A 14,345-nucleotide genomic window follows, 5' to 3' on the forward strand; every position below is an offset into this window, starting at 1 on the left:
GCCTCGTCGGCTTCGCGGTGGCGGCGAGCGCAGTCGGCGTCTCCGGCGTGGTCGTCGCGTTGGCCGTCGGCGCACTCGGTGCGATACTCGTCGGAGCGGTCGTCTACGCGATTCTACAGGTGTTCCTCCGATACTACGCCCTGTTCGTGTTGGGGGCGGTGGACGACGAACTCGATTTTCTGGCCGACCGACGGGCGACCCTCGACGGGACCGACGCCGAGGCGGCCGCGCCATCGGAGTAATCGAAGGCGTCACGCCGTCTGCTCGGGTGTTTCACTTTCGCTTTGCGGCGTGTTTTTAACCCACACGGGGCGAAAGAGGACGTATGAGTCAGGCAACGCTCGACGACGACGAACTGTTCGACGAGGCGGCGAGTGAAATGCGCGAGGACGTGGAGTCGAGTCTCGCCGAGGCCCGCGAGGCACTCCCCGAAGCCGACGCCGTCTGGGACACCGACGCCGACAACACCCTTGGCGTGTTGAACGCCCTGAAAGGCGCACTCGACACAGGCGACGCCGAAGACCACCTCCGGGATGCCAAGAAGTGGTTCGCGATGGGGAAGAAGGCCGACGCCTTCGAGGACGCCGACGACCTCGAATCCGATATCGCCGAACTGGAGGACCTCCTCGACAGCATCGTCAGCGCCCACGAGCAGGTGAGCGAACTCGCCTCGACGGTGCCGGAACTCCGCGGCGCGCTCGAAGACGCCGAAAGCGACGACGAAGACGACGAGTAATCAGACCGCCCGGGTCGCGACCGCATCGAGCAACTCCGAGAGCGCCCCTGCGGCTTCCGCCAGCAGTTCCTCGCCCAGTTCCTCGGAACCGTTCCGAGGGTCGCCGACGACGCCCGATTCGGTGAACTCCGCGGAGTCATACGCGAGGTTCGTCCCGTTGAGCCACTCGCCCCACTGCTCGGCGGCACCCTCGGCCGCTTCCTCGGTTCGCTCTTCGTGTACCAACTCCGGCCGGAGGTGCCGCATGAACGACGTTTCCGCGGGGCCGCCGTGGCCCAACTCCTCGGTGGCGACGGCGTCGAACCACGTGTAGGACACCGCATAGGCGTCGCCGTCGCGGCTGATTCGACCGCAACACTCCCGTAAAGCGTCGACGTTGCCGCCGTGGCCGTTGACGACCACGACCCGGTCGAAGCCGTGGTATGCGAGGCTCTCCATCGTTTCGCGGACGTACGCACGGAAGGTGTCCTCGCTGACCCACAGCGTCCCGTCGAAATCGCGGTGCTCCTCGGCGATGCCGACGGGGATGGTCGGCCCGACGACGGCCTCGCCGTCGAAGTCGGCGGCGTACTGTTCGACGCCCGCCTCCGCAATCGCTTCGGCAGTCATGTAATCGACGCCCAGGGGTGCGTGGGGGCCGTGCTGTTCGGTGCTGCCGACCGGGAGTACCGCGAGGTCGGTGTCGGCGTCCCGGATATCGGTCCACGTCGACTCGGAAAGGTTCATACCGACCCAAAGCGGCGCTGGCGCTTGTAAGCGGTGGTTGGACTGGAAAAACGCGGTCGCTCACCGGGAGGAGAACGTAGGAAAGCCCGCCTTACGCGATGAGGAGTTCCTCGCCGCGCTCGACGCGGATGGTACACGGCGGGGAAATCTTGTTGTACGCGCGACGGAAGGCGTCCTTCGCTACGGCGGCGTCCTCTGGGTTACACCAGACGGTGAACAGCCGTTCGCCCTTCGGAATCCGGGCGGCCGTGCCGACGATTTTCCCGAACGCCTGTCGCATCCCGTCGGAAACACGGTCTGCGCCGGCGCCGGTCGCCTGCTTGTTCTCCCGGATGACCTGGTGGGGGAACTTCCGGAGAATCATCTTGTAGTCGCCGCCCTCACCGAGTTCCTTCAGCATTCGGCGGTTCGCCGAGAGGCGCGCGGCCTCGAGCGACCCGTGTCGAATCTGGACTTCCTCGTCGACGATGAGGCTAATCTGGACCGGGTAGTCGTCGGGCTCGGCGTCGATTCGACCCATCTTGTACTGGGCGACCTTCGACCCCGGGATGCCCGTGATGTACTCCCGTCGCGTGTACGCGGGCTTGTCGATGTCCCGGTACATAGAGGCGGGCTTGTCACTCATAGTACGTCAGATGTGGTTGAGTCTGTGGATAAAGGCTTCGAAGCCGACCCGACGTGGGACGGTGTGTCGTAGCGATACGGACGAGCGGCGAAAACGGGTGTCGTGAGTCAGCCGCGATGCGGGAGGAACGCGACCGCACCGAGGAGGAACGCCGCACCGAAACAGTAGACGATGATGTACGTGAGACTCGACATGCGCGTGTCGAAGTAGTCCTGATTGTCGAGGTCGGCTTGATACCCCTCGACGTCGGTCGACAACACGAGCGTGTCGCCGCCGCGGAACGTCGAGACGTACTGCGTTCCGCCGAGTTCCGTGGTGTCGCCCTCGGCGAACTCGATGGACTGCGTGGACGTTTCCTCCCACGTGAGGACCGCCTCCGAGGCGGTGACGTTGTCGACGGTCTTCGAGGTGTTCGCGTGTTGTATCGTATCGCCGACGGCGAAGCTCTCGCGGTTCGGTTCGGGGAGGTACTCGTCGACTGGCTGAGTCGTCCCGTTGCGGTAGCGGACGAACTCGGTGCCGTCGTCGGCCGTGTAGGTGGTGTTGTCCACCTCTGGGTCGTTTTCGAGCAGCGTCGGCACGTCGAACTCCTCGACGAGCGTGAAGGACTGCTCGCCCGCGGCCGTCGTGACGTTGTACTCGCCGCCGTCGTACTCGACGACGGAGTTGTTGGCGAACGTCGTCTGTCCTTGGCTCGTTTGGCTGTATTCGGCGGTTGCACTCCCGTTCGACACTTCGGTGAACGTGTACGTCGTGCCGCCGAACTCGACGGTGTCTCCCTGTTGGAAGGTGTCCCCTTCGACATCGATAGTCGGTTCCTCGGCCACCGCCATCACCGAATAGGAGCTGGCGGCCATGACGAGGAAGAAGGCGATGTATATCGCCGCCCATCGTCGTTGCATACGCGGAGGGACGAAAGCCCCGCGTATAGGCGTTACTAACTCTTCTCATCCCCCTCGTTCGGACCGGTTCGACCGACGGGTACACGAAGAGCCGTGACAGAGCGAACCACGGTATAAGTGACCACACATGAGTGGCTCACATCGCCAACTGTATATGTTGGCTCACGAGAACGTCACACGATGAGCCAGAGACGACAACTGAGTGCGACGTTGCTCTCCATCGCCGTCGTCGCGACGATGGTCGGGAGCGTCGTGCTGTTCGGCGCGGCTGTCGCGCCAGCTGCTGCGAGCGACCACACGAAAGACGAAGCCGAAGACCTCACCGAGCAGTCCGACTTCGAGGTCGTCTTGCCGTACTCGACGGACCACTACCCCGGCGACCAGAACGAAGCCAACGGTAGCATCGAGTACTACGCCTCGGGCGGCGACGCCTTCGGCGAAGTTGGAGCAGAAGAGGGGCTGTGGATTGATTACGTCATTATCGACGCCCAGTGGATAGATTACTCCAACTGCGACGTCTCGAACACGAAGGCCTTCGGCATCGACCGCGGCAACAACAACGACGGAACCCAGACCGACGTCGACCTCGTCCAGAAACAGAAGAACGTCAACTTCCGGGACGACGGCATCACCATCGAGATTTACGACTTCAGCGACTTCGCCGGCGACCCGGCGTACATGGCCCCCGAAGACGCCATCGTCGCCGCCCAAGGCGCCGGCTCACAATCCGGCACCTGCCTGACGATGACGAGCGAACCCGGCTGGTATCAGGTGCAAGGGTTCCTCAACGGCACCGTCGCCGACAACGGCCCCGACGAAGAGCCCTCCGAGAACGCCGACGAAGTCGGCTTCAAACTGAACTCGAACTACCTCTACGTCTGTGACTGCGACAGCGAACAGGAGGCTCGCGAACAGCTCGGCCCGCCGCCGAACGAGGACACCCAGTCTACGGCGACGCCGGAGCCGACCGCAACGCCCGAACCGACTCCGACACCCGACGACACGTCCGAATCGACGGCGACACCGGAACCGACCGCAACGCCGGAACCAACCGCAACGCCCGACACCTCGGACTCGGAGGACACCCCCCCCCGAGCCGACCGACGCACCCGACACGCCACAGCCAACCGACGCGCCGCAGAACACCGCAACGCAGTCCGACGATAGCGGGACGGGCATGACCGCCGACCGCCGGCGCCGGCCCCGGCTTCGGTCCCGCTGTCGCTGTCCTCGCGTTGCTCGCCAGCGCCCTCGCCGTCATCCGGCGCAGATAAACACCCCCCGTTTTCCGGTTTCTACCGGACATTAACAATAATTATAAACCCCAGTGAATAGCCAGCAACAGCGTTAGGAGCGGTGATTCTGCAGTCGTACCTACATGCACAGCGCAAGGCAGACAGCCGCGACGGTGCTGGCGACGTTCGTCGTCGTGTCGATGGTCGCAATCGGGGCGACCGCCGGCGCCGTCGCCGCCGACGAACACACGAAAGACGAAGCGCCGAACTTCGACGACAAGGCGAACTTCACGATAAATCTCCCGTTCACGACGGACCACTACCCCGGCGACCAAAACCAGCAGAACGGCAGTATCGAGTACTTCGCCTCGGGGGCGGAAGCCTACGAGGCACAAGGCGCCGAGGAGGGACTGTGGATTGACTACGTCATCATCGACGCCGACTGGATTGACTACTCTGCCTGTTCGACATCGAACACGAAGGCGTTCGGTATCGACCGCGGCAACAACAACAGCGGGACCAACATCGACGAGGACCTCGTCGAACACCAGGTCCGGACGAACTTCCGCGACGACGGCATCACGATTGACATGTACGACTGGAGCGAGTTCGCGAACGACCCGCCGTATCTCGCCGCCGAGGACGCCATCGTCGCCGCACAGGGCGCTGGTTCGAACGACGGACCCTGCCTGACGATGACGAGCGAACCCGGCTGGTACCAGATTCAGGGCTTTCTCAACGGCAGTATCGCGACCGGCTGCACCGAGGAGGGCAATCCCGACTGTGAGCCAGAAGACAAGGAGTTCGTCGGCGTGAACGTCAACTCGAACTACGTCTACGTCTGTGAGTGTGAGAACGAACAGGAGGCTCGCGAGCAACTCGGCCCGCCGCCGGGAGAAGAGCCCGACCCGACGCCGACCCCCACGGAGAGCGGCGAATCGACGCCGACGCCGACCGAGGCATCCGACAGTACTCCGGAACCGACCGAACCGCCGGAATCCACTCCGGAACCGACCGACCCACCGGACGATACGCCACAACCCACTGACCCGCCCGAAAGCACCACTGCACCCACCGCAACCCAGTCCAACAGCGGCGGTGGAGGTGGCGGGGGCGGCGGCAACAACGCAGGTGGTGGCAACACCGGCATGACACCCACATCTGGTGGCGGCCCCGGCTTCGGCCCCGCCGTCGCCATCCTCGCACTCCTCGGCAGCGCGCTGCTCGCCAACCGACGGCGATAACCCGTCATTCTGTTTTCTTCCGTTTATTTAGCGGTTCGTTCACCATCGCCGTGCGTGGTATAAACACCCGAATATGACTGGCATCAGGGATAAGAAAGTCGTGCCCCCCGTTGCCTCCGATGGGACCCGCTAATCGACAACGAATCGCGACCCTGTTGTCCATCGCACTGATTACGTCGATGGTCGCCGGGGTCACGCTGTTCGCCGCGGCCGCTGCGCCGGCGGCGGCACAGGACAGCGTCACGAGAGACGAGGCACCGGACAAGACGGATGCCGCGAACTTCACGGTCAATCTCCCCTTCGCGACCGACCACTACCCCGGTGACCAGAACGAACAGAACGGTAGTATCGAGTACTACGCCATCGGTTCACAGGCGTTCTCCGACCTCGATGCGGAGGAAGGCGTTTGGATGAACTACATCATCATCGACGCCCAGTGGATTGACTACTCCGCCTGCGACATCCCGAACACGAAGGCCTTCGGTCTCGACCGAGACAGCAGTCTTCCCGGCACCCAGTTCGACGAGGACCTCGTCCAGAAGCAGCGGAACACGAACTTCCTCGACGACGGTATCGAAATCAAGTTCTACGACTTCAGCGACTTCGCCGGTGACCCGCCGTACATGGCCCCCGAGGACCAAGTCGTCGCCGCCCAGGGCGCCGGCTCGCAGGACGGCACCTGTCTGACGATGACGAGCGAACCCGGCTGGTACCGCCTGCAGGCGTTCCTCAACGGCACCGTCGCCGACAACGGCCCCGACGAAGAACCCTCCGACAGCGCCGAAGAAGTCGGCCTGAAACTCCAGTCGAACTACATCTACGTCTGTGAGTGTGACAGCGAATCCGAAGCCCGCGAACAACTCGGCCCGCCGCCGAACGAGCCCGACGATAACGGCGGCTCCGAATCCACGCCCGAACCAACCGCGACGCCCGAATCCACGCCGACGCCGACGGAGGCGCCAGACAGTACTCCGGAACCGACCGAACCGCCGGAATCCACTCCGGAACCGACCGACCCACCGGACGACACGCCACAACCCACTGACCCGCCCGAAAGCACGACGGCACCCACCGCAACCCAGTCCAACAACGGCGGTGGCGGAGGCGGCGGCAACGACGGCGGTGGCGGCAACACCGGTATGACACCTACATCCGGCGAAGGCCCCGGATTCGGCCCCGCCGTCGCCATCCTCGCACTCCTCGGCAGCGCGCTGCTCGCCAACCGACGGCGATAACCCGACCATTACTGGTTTTATTGCGCCGCATATCCGGGTCAAGCGCCCGGTTCCCCGCCGCGGGGGATATAAACTGCCTCGAATACCCTGCAATACGGTTAGCGTCAAGTCGGTACAGTGTTCCCACGAATGCGTAGACAGAGACGTGCAACGTCGCTTGCAGTCCTCGTCATCGCGGGGACGCTTGCCGGCGTTTCGGTTCTCACTGTCCCAGCGACCCCCGTCGCTGCGGACGAACACACCAAAGACCAGGCAGCGAACTTCGACGGACAGGCGAATCTCACGGTGAACTTCCCGTATGCGACCGACCACTACCCCGGCGACCGAAACGAGGCCAACGGCAGCATCGAGTACTTCGCCTCGGGCGCGGAGGCCTTCAAGGAACTCGACGCCGAGGAGGGCGTCTTCCTCGATTACGTCATCATCGACGCCCAGTGGATAGATTACTCCAACTGCGATATTCCGAACACGAAGGCTTTCGGCATCGACCGCGGCGGCAACAACCCCGGAACGCAGGTCGATGTCGACCTCGTCCAGAAACAGAAGAACGTCGACTTCCGGGACGACGGCATCACCATCAATCTCTACGACTTCAGCGACTTCGCGGGGGACCCGCCGTACATGGCCGCCGAAGATGCCATCGTCGCCGCACAGGGCGCCGGCTCGCAGGACGGCACCTGCCTGACGGTGACGAGCGAACCCGGCTGGTATCAGATTCAGGGCTTTCTCAACGGCACCGTCGCCGACAACGGCCCCGACGAAGAGCCATCGTCCAACGCGCGCGAGGCGGGCGTGAACGTGAACTCGAACTACCTCTACGTCTGTGAGTGTGACAGCGAATCCGAAGCCCGCGAACAGCTCGGTCCGCCGCCGGGGGAGGAACCGCAGTCCACGGCGACACCGGAACCGACCGCAACGCCCGAATCGACGCCGACACCGACGGAAGCCCCCGACAACACCGCAACACCCGAACCCACCGAACCGCCCGAGAACACACCCGAGCCGACCGACGCACCCGACACGCCCCAACCTACCGACCCACCGGAGCGGACAGCGGCACCGACAGCGACCCAATCCGACACCGGCGGTAACGGCGGCACCGGCATGACGCCGACTGCCGGCGCCGGACCCGGGTTCGGTGCCGTCCTCGCCGTGTTCGCGTTGCTCGCCAGCGCGCTACTCGCCCGGCGAACGTAGCGCCACACGGCCGAACGAACTCGCCGTCTGCACGGAGCTTTTTCATCGGATTTGACAGTTCTGCCGTCATGAACGGGCCGGTGATTCGCCGTATCCGTCTTAAACGGCCGGACAACACCAGCACAACACACATTTGCACCTGTTAAATATTGAGGACACACATGGCAGACCTGCCAGCTAACGAACAGAGTGATGAAGAAGACGGGCGCCTCGACAGGCGTTCGATACTGAAGTACGGAGGGGCCGGCGCGCTGACCGCCGGGCTCGCCGGCTGTCAGTCGCCGCAGAACCCCGCACCCGGGTTCCCGTTCCGCGGACAGGAAGAGCCACCTGACGAAGACGACGACGGAACCGGCGAAACCGGAAACAGCGACGGCGCTCTCTCGGGAGAGACCCTGAACGTCGGCGTCCTCGCGCCGATGAACCTCCCGCTCGGGCGGTCGATGTGGAACGGTGCCCGACAGGCGGCGGAGGAACTGAACAACAACGGTGGCATCCTCGGTGCCACGGTCAACGTCAAACTCGGTAACACAGAAGTGTCGCCGGGGAAGGCCCAATCCGAGCACCGACGACTCGTCCTGCAGGAGAACTGCGATATGACCTGTGGCATCTTCCTCGGGTCGGCGCTGCTGCAGACGCTTCCGTCTATCGCCAACCAGGAGACCGTCCACATCACCAGCGCCTCGGCCGACCCCCGCGCCGGGAAGTTGGTCTCGAAGACCAACGACGACATCACCGGCGAGGGCGGGGAGAACGAGTACGAGCGATTCAAGTACCACTTCCGTGCCGGACCGCTGCACCTGCTCGATCTCGCCGACGCGATGTTGGAGTTCGTCGAGGCGAACAAAGAGGAGTACGGTTGGGAGAAGGCCGCGCTGCTGACCGAGAACCTCGGTGAGTTCACGCCGTACGCCGACCGACTCGGGAACCGCCTCAGCGACGTCATCGAGGTCCCCGTTTCGGAACGGCCGGGCGGCGTCAGTGACTGGTCGCCGCTGTTCAACGAAATCGAGGACAACGACTGCGACGTGGCCATCGTCGGGATGGCACTCATCGGCACCACCGCGGTCAACCAGTGGGCCCAACAGGAGCGTGACTTCGAGTTCGGCGGCATCCACGTCCCCAGCCAGGCGTTCAGTTACTGGGAGTCCACCGGCGGCAACGTCGAACACGTGTTCACGATGAACGCGATGACGCCCCAGACCTCGAACACCGAACAGACGCAGCCGTTCGTCGAGGCCTACCGCGAGAAGTGGGACTCGGTGCCCATCTACAGCGGGGCGCTGACCTACGACGTGATTACCCTCGCCGAACAGGCGATTACCGCCGCCGTCGAGGGTGAGGACCTCGAAGAGATTCCGGACAGCAACACGCTGATTCCGTACCTCGAGGACGGGACGTTCACCGGCAGTACGGTGCTCAGCGAGTTCCAGTTCACGCCCGCGGACGCAACGTACGCCCACGAGCCACAGTGGACGTCCATCGAGGAGACGGGTGTGCCCGTCTTCCAGCAGTGGCAGAAGGACCCCGAGGTCCGGGAGGACTACGGGACGATGCACTCCTTTGCACCGCCACAGAACAAGAGCGCGGACAAAACGATTCCAGACTGGGTGAGTAGTAACTAATGGTTCTAGATACGATACTCTCGGCAACGTTCATCAGCGCACTGTACGCCGTCATCGCCATCGGCTTTACCCTCATCTTCGGCGTCGGTGGCATCCTGAACTTCGCCCACGGAGGGTTCATCACGCTCGGCGCGTTCAGTGCGTACATCGCCTCCGGATACTTCGGATTACCCATCTTCGTTGGCCTCTTGGCCGGCACGCTCGTCGGCGCTGCCGTCGGCGGCGCGACGTACATGGGCGTCATCCGATACGTCCGGACGCGCCCGGTGACGATTCTGATTCTCACGTTCGTCATCGGCTTCTTCATGATGTACTTCGTCCGGGTGTTCGGCCGTGAAATCCTGAAAATCGACCCGCTCAACATCCCGGTCGACCCCGTCATCGGTTCGAGCAGTTTCGGAAACGACGTGTTCATCTTCGCCACGTCGTGGCTGCTCATCGGCGCGCTGTTCTACTTCGTCAACTACACGCGGACGGGGCGCGCCATCATCGCGGTCAGCATGAGCGACAAGGGCGCCTCGCTCGTCGGCATCGACTCCGAGCGCATCAATCTGATTACGTGGGTGCTTGCGGGCGCCTTCGCCGGCTACGCCGGCGTGTTGCTCGCCGGGAGCCTCGGCGGCGGGTCCTGGCTCATGTCCATCGAACCGCCGGCACCGCTGGTGCTGTCGTTCGCTATCGTCATTTTGGGTGGGCTCGGCTCCATCAAGGGTAGCGTCGTCGGCGCCTACATCATCGGCTTCTTCGAGACGTTCACGGTCACGTTCGCACCGGGCGGCTCACAGCTCGCGGGCATCTCCTCGCTCGTCCTGTTGCTCGTGTTCCTGCTCGTGAAGCCCGAAGGACTGTTCGGACGGGAGGCTGCAGAATAACAATGGCTACGAAAACACCTTTCGAAGGCAACACCAAGGAACGGCGCCGCGAGGCGGTCAAAGAGAAACTCCAGTTCAGCGAGCTGACGCTCCGACACCGAATCGGTGTGTACGCGATCGTGCTGCTGGGGCTGTTCCCGGTGTTCCTGACGCCGTTGGAACTCGACGCCTTCCGACCCGTGTTGTTCTTCATGATGTTCGCGATGAGTTGGGACGTCGTCTCCGGGTACACCGGCCAACTCAGTTTCGGTCACGCGTTCTTCTTCGCCATCGGCGGCTACGGAAGTGCAGTGGTGACGACACAGCACGGCCTTCCCGTCATCGTCGGCATCGTGCTGGCGACCGTGGTTGCGGCGCTCGGCGGACTGCTCATCGGTATCCCCGCGCTGCGACTCGAGGGGCCGTACCTCTCGCTCGTCACCCTCATCGCGCCGCTGTTGCTGTACCAGACGTTCATCCTGTTCAGCGAGAACCTGCCGCTGTTCGCCCCGCAGGGCCTCGGTGGGACCGGCGGGCTTCCAACCCAGCCACCTCAAATCGTCGGCTTCGCACAGGACGCGCTGGTGACGGTGAGCGGCAACATGTCGTGGGCGCTCGGGCGGTACTACACCGCCTTCGCCGCGTTCCTCATCGTGTTGTCCGTCTGCTACGCCGTGACTCGTTCCTCCGCCGGAACGGTGTTCACCGCGATTCGTGAAGACGAGAACGCGGTGCGCTCCTCGGGACTCAACCCTGCGAAGTTCAAAATCTTCGCGTTCGTCCTCGCGGGCGCAGTCGGCGGCTTCGCCGGAGCGATGTTCGTCCACGCCGGCGGCTTCCCGAACACCGAGAACCTGCTCGGCCCCGGCCGAATCGACCTCAGCATTCAGGTCATCATCATGGCGATTATCGGCGGCATGGGGACCATCGTCGGCGCGGTCGCTGGTGCGCTCCTGTTCGCGCTGACGACCGAAGTCGTCAACGCGCTCACGTTCACGATTCCGCTTCTCGGCATCGAGTTCGCCGCGCTGGACCCGCTTCCGACGTTCCTGCTCGCCATGCTGGTGTTGGTGTATCTCCCCGACGGCGTCGTGCCCGAGGCGATTCGGCGCGGCCGTCGGATGCGGGCACGCTACCGCGGCGAGGAGGTGCCCGAACCGGAACCGACCGGCGGGAACTCACCCGTCCAGAGTACCATCCAGAAGTACCGCGAAGAAATCAACGACATCATCGGACGTGATAACCAATGAGCACTGACAGCGGACGAGCCGAAGTCGAAAACCGCTCGTACGGCCCCGACGACGGCATCCTCGTCGCCAACGACCTGCGGAAGGAATTCGGCGGTCTCGTAGCAGTCGACGACCTCTCCTTTGCGGTTCAGGAGGGCGAAATTCTCGGGTTCATCGGCCCGAACGGCGCCGGGAAGTCGACGACGTTCAACTCCGTCACGGGGACGTATCCGCCGACCGACGGCACCGTCTACTTCAAAGGCGAAGACGTGACCGGCATCCCCGCCCACGAGATGGTCAAAAAGGGGATGGCCCGGACGTTCCAGGAGTTCGCCCCACTCGAAGACCGCACCGTCGTCAAGAACATCGAACTCGCACTCGCGCCCGACGAACTGTTCACGCTTGCGGGTGTCGGCGGCGAGAGCGAAGCCCTCGCTACCGAAATCGCAAAACGCGTCGGGTTGGGTGACGTTCTCGACCAGACGCCATCCGAGCTTCCGCACGCCGGGATGTTGAAACTGGAGTTGGGTCGAGCGATTGCGACTCAACCCGACGTGATGTTGGTCGACGAGCCCTTCGCCGGCCTCTCCGGGAAGGAGGTTCAGGAACTCTCGGAAGTGATGGAGTCGCTCCGACAGCACGGCATGACGCTCATCGTCGTCGACCACAACATGCGTGGCCTGTTGAACCTCATCGACCGAGCGTTCGTCATCCAGTTCGGGTCGAAAATCGCGGAGGGAGACCCGGATGAAATCAAGAACGACCCGAAGGTTCAAGAGGCTTACCTGGGTGGTGATGAGATATGAGTGCGGATAGCACGGACGACTTCGAAAGCGAATTCCAACCCGCCACGGACACCCAACCGACGCCCGACGCGGTGCTCGAGGCCGAAGACCTCTCGGTGTCCTACGGGAAGGTCCAGGCGCTGCGTGGGTTGGACCTTACCGTTCGAGAGGGCGAAATCGTCTCGCTCATCGGCCCGAACGGTGCCGGCAAGACTACCTTCGCCAACACTGCCTCCGGGTTCCTGCCGTACGACGGTAGCGTCCGCTACCGGGACCAGGAGGTCTCCAGCGTCGGCCAGACCGCGCTGGTCGAACAGGGCATGATTCACTGCACCGAGAAACGGGACCTCTTCGGGTACATGGACGTCGAGGACAACCTCGAGTTGGGCGGCTACCTGCAGGACGACGCCGTCATCGAAGAGCGCAAGGAGTTCGTCTACGACCTGTTCCCGCGACTCGACGAGCGCCGCGAGCAGAACGCCCGTTCGATGTCCGGCGGCGAACAGCAGATGCTCGCCATCGGGCGTGCGCTGATGGGCGACCCAGACCTGCTCATCCTCGACGAGCCGACGCTGGGACTCGCACCCGTCATCCTGAAGGACATCGCCGAGGCCTTCGACCCGATTCAAGAACAGGGCGTCACCATCATGCTCACCGAACAGAACGTGACGTTCGCACTGAAACACGCCGACCGCATCTACCTGCTCGAGAACGGCGACGTCGTCCGTGAAGGGACGCCCGGCGAGCTGAAAGGCGACGACTACATCCGCGAATCCTACCTCGGCGGGTAACTCCGTCTTCGGGGTCGAGACATCGCGGCGAAGAATAAACCACCAACTGTCGAAACGTTTTATCCGCTCCGTTGACAGAGTTCGCTAATGAAGCACGAATCGACACTTGCCCTCCTTCTCGTCGTCGTGTGCTCCCTTTGGCTGTTGCCCGCCGGCGTCGGTGCCAACCACGGCGGCAGTCCGACCGATTTCACCACGACGCCGAGCGACCGTACGCCCAGTGCCAACGGAACGAGCTATCTACTGTCGGCGGAGTTGACCGAGAAGTTCGATAGCTCACCCTCCCTCGCGTATCCCGACCGAATCGTGTTCCAAATCGAGGACGCAAACTTGAACAACTGCGAGCCGTTCGGCCTCGAGCAGGAAAACTACCGACTCGGCGTGAACAAATCGACGGAGAGCGGCTACCAGTTCCAGGCGTACGAAGTCCAGGGTGCCACGTGGGACGGCAGCGCCGTCGAGTTCCAGTTCGACACCGAAGACCAACCGAACTACGGACAGGGTGACAAACTGGAACTCGAACTGCAGGGCTGTGTGTCGAACGCCGACTCGGAGGGGTGGTACCAGTCGGCCGTGCTCGTCGATGGGAAATCCCGGACCGACCGGAACGTCAGTTTCACCGACCAGTCACACTACTTCGGGCTCTGTGAGGGCTGTGAGAGCGACGACGACGCGCGGCAGGAACTCGGCCCGGCACCGTCGGACCCGACGCCGACTCCGGAGCCAACGCCGACGGCAACGCCGGAACCGACCGACACACCGACACCGGCACCGACGCCACAACCGACAGCGACACCGGAGCCGACCGCCCCAGCCACCGCACAACCGACGGCGACGGCGCAGCCGACGGACACTGCGACACCCAAGGCCACACGGACACCGACGCCGACCGAAGCCGAGAGCGGACCAAACGACGGCCCACCGTCGGCGTCGACCGTCTTCGGCGTCGACCCGCTCGCCGTCGTCGGTGCCGTCGCCGTCGTCTCCATCGCGCTCGCGGCGCTCGGCGCTCGACGGTTATGAAAAGCCAAGGGCCGGATTTGAACCGGCGTAGAGCTGCTCTGCAGGCAACCGCGTAAGGCCAGACTCTGCCACCTTGGCGCAGTTGTCAGTAACGGAGTGGTCGGTTTAAGCGTAGCGGTACGTCGTATTCGGCGGCGAAGG

General features: G+C 63.6%; 14 protein-coding genes, 1 tRNA gene and 2 pseudogenes. 13 read left to right on the forward strand and 4 right to left on the reverse strand.

The annotated features are described in order from the left end of the window. Positions 1-242 (forward strand): annotated as a pseudogene (locus tag GJ631_RS18455) (hypothetical protein); the annotation flags it as partial. An 83-nt stretch (positions 243-325) separates the two neighbouring features. Next, positions 326-736, forward strand: coding sequence for a DUF5790 family protein (locus GJ631_RS03850; protein ID WP_156707885.1), 411 nt, complete (start codon positions 326-328; stop codon positions 734-736). On the opposite strand, the gene GJ631_RS03855 is transcribed toward GJ631_RS03850, so the two are convergent. The 3 genes from GJ631_RS03855 to GJ631_RS03865 all read right to left on the reverse strand — a co-directional run bounded on the left by GJ631_RS03855 (position 737) and on the right by GJ631_RS03865 (position 2,989). After that, positions 737-1,462, reverse strand: coding sequence for a creatininase family protein (locus GJ631_RS03855; RefSeq protein ID WP_156707886.1), 726 nt, complete (start codon positions 1,460-1,462; stop codon positions 737-739). A 91-nt stretch (positions 1,463-1,553) separates the two neighbouring features. After that, a complete protein-coding gene (locus tag GJ631_RS03860; protein ID WP_156707887.1) occupies positions 1,554-2,087 on the reverse strand; it encodes a 50S ribosomal protein L16 in 534 nt (177 codons plus the stop codon). Positions 2,088-2,194: 107 nt separating this feature from the next. Continuing rightward, positions 2,195-2,989, reverse strand: a complete 795-nt coding sequence (locus GJ631_RS03865) for a hypothetical protein (RefSeq protein ID WP_156707888.1) — start codon at positions 2,987-2,989, stop codon at positions 2,195-2,197. Positions 2,990-3,169: 180 nt separating this feature from the next. On the opposite strand from GJ631_RS03865, the gene GJ631_RS18460 reads away from it, so the two are divergent. From GJ631_RS18460 to GJ631_RS03920, 11 genes and pseudogenes are all read left to right on the forward strand, one after another. Next, positions 3,170-4,156, forward strand: coding sequence for a hypothetical protein (locus GJ631_RS18460; RefSeq protein ID WP_197424814.1), 987 nt, complete (start codon positions 3,170-3,172; stop codon positions 4,154-4,156). 32 nt (positions 4,157-4,188) lie between these two features. Beyond that, positions 4,189-4,263, forward strand: a pseudogene (locus GJ631_RS19420) (PGF-CTERM sorting domain-containing protein); the annotation flags it as partial. Positions 4,264-4,367: 104 nt separating this feature from the next. Next, positions 4,368-5,468, forward strand: a complete 1,101-nt coding sequence (locus GJ631_RS18910; RefSeq protein ID WP_156707889.1) for a PGF-CTERM sorting domain-containing protein — start codon at positions 4,368-4,370, stop codon at positions 5,466-5,468. Positions 5,469-5,587: 119 nt separating this feature from the next. Further along, positions 5,588-6,703 carry a PGF-CTERM sorting domain-containing protein gene (locus GJ631_RS03885; RefSeq protein ID WP_156707890.1) on the forward strand — a complete coding sequence of 372 codons (1,116 nt, stop codon included), beginning with the start codon at positions 5,588-5,590 and terminating at the stop codon, positions 6,701-6,703. A 129-nt stretch (positions 6,704-6,832) separates the two neighbouring features. Beyond that, positions 6,833-7,900: a PGF-CTERM sorting domain-containing protein gene (locus GJ631_RS18915; RefSeq protein ID WP_156707891.1), complete on the forward strand. Its 1,068-nt coding sequence runs from the start codon at positions 6,833-6,835 to the stop codon at positions 7,898-7,900. A 161-nt stretch (positions 7,901-8,061) separates the two neighbouring features. Beyond that, on the forward strand, positions 8,062-9,525 hold the full coding sequence (locus GJ631_RS03895; RefSeq protein ID WP_156707892.1) for an ABC transporter substrate-binding protein: 1,464 nt from the start codon (positions 8,062-8,064) through the stop codon (positions 9,523-9,525). Beyond that, a complete protein-coding gene (locus GJ631_RS03900; protein ID WP_156707893.1) occupies positions 9,525-10,397 on the forward strand; it encodes a branched-chain amino acid ABC transporter permease in 873 nt (290 codons plus the stop codon). The genes GJ631_RS03895 and GJ631_RS03900 overlap by 1 nt, the downstream gene beginning before the upstream one ends. 2 nt (positions 10,398-10,399) lie before the next feature. After that, the gene (locus GJ631_RS03905; RefSeq protein WP_156707894.1) at positions 10,400-11,626 is read left to right on the forward strand and encodes a branched-chain amino acid ABC transporter permease; all 1,227 of its coding nucleotides are present in this window, start codon (positions 10,400-10,402) and stop codon (positions 11,624-11,626) included. Next, the gene (locus tag GJ631_RS03910; RefSeq protein WP_156707895.1) at positions 11,623-12,411 is read left to right on the forward strand and encodes an ABC transporter ATP-binding protein; all 789 of its coding nucleotides are present in this window, start codon (positions 11,623-11,625) and stop codon (positions 12,409-12,411) included. The genes GJ631_RS03905 and GJ631_RS03910 overlap by 4 nt, the downstream gene beginning before the upstream one ends. Beyond that, a complete protein-coding gene (locus GJ631_RS03915) occupies positions 12,408-13,181 on the forward strand; it encodes an ABC transporter ATP-binding protein (RefSeq protein WP_156707896.1) in 774 nt (257 codons plus the stop codon). Before GJ631_RS03910 ends, GJ631_RS03915 begins: the two co-directional genes overlap by 4 nt. An 87-nt stretch (positions 13,182-13,268) precedes the next feature. After that, positions 13,269-14,204: a hypothetical protein gene (locus GJ631_RS03920; RefSeq protein WP_156707897.1), complete on the forward strand. Its 936-nt coding sequence runs from the start codon at positions 13,269-13,271 to the stop codon at positions 14,202-14,204. A 2-nt stretch (positions 14,205-14,206) separates the two neighbouring features. On the opposite strand, the gene GJ631_RS03925 is transcribed toward GJ631_RS03920, so the two are convergent. Next, positions 14,207-14,282, reverse strand: a tRNA-Cys gene (locus GJ631_RS03925). Positions 14,283-14,345: the final 63 nt, after the last annotated feature.

The organism is Natronomonas sp. CBA1123 (assembly GCF_009741925.1).
GTDB lineage: Archaea > Halobacteriota > Halobacteria > Halobacteriales > Haloarculaceae > Natronomonas.

What these genes read in the sequence shown, in the direction of transcription:
- GJ631_RS03850 (WP_156707885.1), top strand. Translation starts at nt 326, where the DNA reads ATGAGTCAGGCAACGCTCGACGACGACGAACTGTTCGACGAGGCGGCG.
- GJ631_RS03855 (WP_156707886.1), bottom strand. Translation starts at nt 1,462, where the DNA reads ATGAACCTTTCCGAGTCGACGTGGACCGATATCCGGGACGCCGACACC.
- GJ631_RS03860 (WP_156707887.1), bottom strand. Translation starts at nt 2,087, where the DNA reads ATGAGTGACAAGCCCGCCTCTATGTACCGGGACATCGACAAGCCCGCG.
- GJ631_RS03865 (WP_156707888.1), bottom strand. Translation starts at nt 2,989, where the DNA reads ATGCAACGACGATGGGCGGCGATATACATCGCCTTCTTCCTCGTCATG.
- GJ631_RS18460 (WP_197424814.1), top strand. Translation starts at nt 3,170, where the DNA reads ATGAGCCAGAGACGACAACTGAGTGCGACGTTGCTCTCCATCGCCGTC.
- GJ631_RS18910 (WP_156707889.1), top strand. Translation starts at nt 4,368, where the DNA reads ATGCACAGCGCAAGGCAGACAGCCGCGACGGTGCTGGCGACGTTCGTC.
- GJ631_RS03885 (WP_156707890.1), top strand. Translation starts at nt 5,588, where the DNA reads ATGGGACCCGCTAATCGACAACGAATCGCGACCCTGTTGTCCATCGCA.
- GJ631_RS18915 (WP_156707891.1), top strand. Translation starts at nt 6,833, where the DNA reads ATGCGTAGACAGAGACGTGCAACGTCGCTTGCAGTCCTCGTCATCGCG.
- GJ631_RS03895 (WP_156707892.1), top strand. Translation starts at nt 8,062, where the DNA reads ATGGCAGACCTGCCAGCTAACGAACAGAGTGATGAAGAAGACGGGCGC.
- GJ631_RS03900 (WP_156707893.1), top strand. Translation starts at nt 9,525, where the DNA reads ATGGTTCTAGATACGATACTCTCGGCAACGTTCATCAGCGCACTGTAC.
- GJ631_RS03905 (WP_156707894.1), top strand. Translation starts at nt 10,400, where the DNA reads ATGGCTACGAAAACACCTTTCGAAGGCAACACCAAGGAACGGCGCCGC.
- GJ631_RS03910 (WP_156707895.1), top strand. Translation starts at nt 11,623, where the DNA reads ATGAGCACTGACAGCGGACGAGCCGAAGTCGAAAACCGCTCGTACGGC.
- GJ631_RS03915 (WP_156707896.1), top strand. Translation starts at nt 12,408, where the DNA reads ATGAGTGCGGATAGCACGGACGACTTCGAAAGCGAATTCCAACCCGCC.
- GJ631_RS03920 (WP_156707897.1), top strand. Translation starts at nt 13,269, where the DNA reads ATGAAGCACGAATCGACACTTGCCCTCCTTCTCGTCGTCGTGTGCTCC.